Annotated in this window: 2 protein-coding genes; both read right to left on the bottom strand. The window is 33.8% G+C overall.

Going from position 1 to position 2,584, the window contains the following annotated elements; all coding sequences use genetic code 11:
* Nucleotides 1-212 precede the first annotated feature (212 nt).
* Nucleotides 213-800 carry an aminodeoxychorismate/anthranilate synthase component II gene (locus BUCIKOCA2762_RS02065; RefSeq protein WP_154028950.1) on the bottom strand — a complete coding sequence of 196 codons (588 nt, stop codon included), beginning with the start codon at nucleotides 798-800 and terminating at the stop codon, nucleotides 213-215.
* Complete coding sequence (locus BUCIKOCA2762_RS02070; protein WP_232036842.1) at nucleotides 793-2,367, bottom strand: anthranilate synthase component 1; 1,575 nt, start codon at nucleotides 2,365-2,367, stop codon at nucleotides 793-795. The genes BUCIKOCA2762_RS02065 and BUCIKOCA2762_RS02070 overlap by 8 nt, the downstream gene beginning before the upstream one ends.
* Nucleotides 2,368-2,584: the final 217 nt, after the last annotated feature.

A 2,584-nucleotide genomic window follows, 5' to 3' on the forward strand; every position in this document is an offset into this window, starting at 1 on the left:
TGATAATAATAGATTTAACTAATTGATATATAAAAATAAATTATTAATATTTAAGTATATAGATAGGTGTAATGATTAGCTATATGTACTGGCTATGCACCGATTCAATGAATTTGAATATACTCCGGTATATGCGCGTAAATATTAGACAATAATTTCAAATAAAATGGATTGGATCTATGATCATTGATTAGAATAGAATTAAGATTCTATTACTTATATATTCTACATAACCAATGCAATGTATGTTGTAATAGTGTAGATCCTAATGGAGTTAATATAGATTCAGGATGAAATTGTACACCACAAACATAATCATGGATCTGTTTAACGCCCATCACAGTTTGTTTGTATCGCGCGTTCACCTGTAACGTAGATGGAATTGTAGAACACAATAGAGAATGATATCGAGCTACTAATAACGGATTGGGGAGCTCTGTAAACATATCTTTTTGATCATGTATAATATACGATGTTTTTCCGTGCATAATGTTAGAAGATACATCAACTACACCACCATACGCATGTACGATCGCTTGATGTCCCAAACAAATCCCCAATATAGGAATTTTTCCCTTTATTGCATGAATTAGTTTCAACATACAACCAGCAGTCTCTGGTGAACCAGGTCCAGGAGATAATACAACTATAGGTTGATGCATGCGTTCCAATACTAATATAAGCATGGATAAAGGAGTAGTATTACGGTATACGATAACTGTTTGATGATAGGATCGCAATATATCTACTATATTGTAAGTAAATGAATCAAGATTATCGAGTAAAAGAATATCAGACATAATATTTTCCTGTATCAATATGATGTGTTTTAAAAATTGCCTGTATAACAGCCTGCGCTTTATTTTTACTCTCCTCTATCTCTTCATGTATGATGGAGTCATATACAATACCTGCTCCTGATTGAATGGTAGCGACATGATTGCGGATAAAAGCAGATCGAATGACAATGCATGTATCAAATGATCCAGATCCCGTAAAATACCCCACTGATCCTCCGTAGGCTCCTCGACGTACAGATTCATATTGAGCAATCAATTGCATGGCACGCAATTTAGGGGCACCGGTTAAAGTCCCCATATTCATACAGGATTGATATGCATGGAAAACATCTAAATGATTTTTCAATATCCCTGTGACTTCTGATACTAAATGCATGACACAGGAGTATTTTTCTACCTTCATTAACTGAGAAACATAACGACTATTTGTTTTACAGACTCTAGCTAAATCATTGCGCGCAACATCTACTAACATGAGGTGTTCGGATAATTCTTTTTGATTAGTTCGTAACGATAATTCAATACGATTATCTAAATCTCGGTCAATACATCCTCGATCATCTAAACCGCGCGGACGAGTACCGGCAATAGGATGTAGTGTAATTATACGATTATGAGCGGAATATTTGAGATAACTTTCAGGTGAAGCGCCGAATAATGTAAATCCTGCATCTTGCATAAAAAACATATAAGGACTGGGATTATTTTTTTTTAAAATATTATAAGCAGCTAACGGATGTGTACATGCACAATAAAATTGTCGCGATGGAACAATTTGGAAAACTTCTCCCTGTCTAATGAAAGTATGCATACGGCGGATCGTAGTGGCGTATTCAGAATCGCTCATATTACTAGTCACATCTATCTTTTTAGTAGGGGCTGGGGGAATTGATAATCGATTTTTATGGATCTGCAATGTCTGATCTATTTGCTGCATACGTGTATATAATCGACTTCTTTCTAGTATATTGGTAGTAAATACATGGGTGTGCAATACAGCCGTTTGTTCGCTATGATCCATAACGATCATCGATTCCGCTAGATAAAAACATAGATCGGGACACACCATCTGTGGATGCGATGGTGGAATATTTTCAAATGAATGAATTAAATCATAAGATAATAATCCAGCAAAAAATAGTGATGATAATGATCCAGATGTATTCTGTGCAATTTGTACTATCCAGCGAAAGCAATCAAATATAGAAGCATGTAATAACCGTTCATGTTCTTCAACGGGTTGTGTATATAATGAAAAACGTATAATACGTTGATATTCGGTGGTTATTATTGTAACCGTTGAGGGAATGATAGAATCTAATTGAGTCAATAAATATATTCCATTTTTTGATAAAGCTGTAATTGTAGCGATATTTGCCTGCGCGGTAATACGCAAAGCACTATCTATAATCAGCGTACTACTCCTCGGTGCTTTATTATCTGTTTCTGACGATTCTAATAGTAGAGTATTGATTCTATTAGCACATAATTGATGAAATATTTCTGTTGGATTAATGTGATAACGTGTATAGCGAGTCCAAGTAGTAATCGCTGGTAATATAGACATATTGTATTGCTCCATATAATCATGATGATGCAATGATTTTTTAATCTATTGAATGAATTATTTTTGATGCAACTATGTACGCTGATTGTCATTATAATCTCAATAAAATCCATTAAATATTGAATATATAAAACTATATATATATATATATATATAGTATATTTTGCATCTATTATTATCAGTGTACGTACGATTGTCAATACAATCGTACGTACAC

It is taken from the genome of Buchnera aphidicola (Cinara kochiana kochiana) (assembly GCF_900698905.1).
Classification (GTDB): domain Bacteria; phylum Pseudomonadota; class Gammaproteobacteria; order Enterobacterales; family Enterobacteriaceae; genus Buchnera_F; species Buchnera_F aphidicola_W.

Coding starts and splice junctions, on each gene's coding strand:
- BUCIKOCA2762_RS02070 (WP_232036842.1), bottom strand. CDS start 2,367: ATGTCTATATTACCAGCGATTACTACTTGGACTCGCTATACACGTTAT.
- BUCIKOCA2762_RS02065 (WP_154028950.1), bottom strand. CDS start 800: ATGTCTGATATTCTTTTACTCGATAATCTTGATTCATTTACTTACAAT.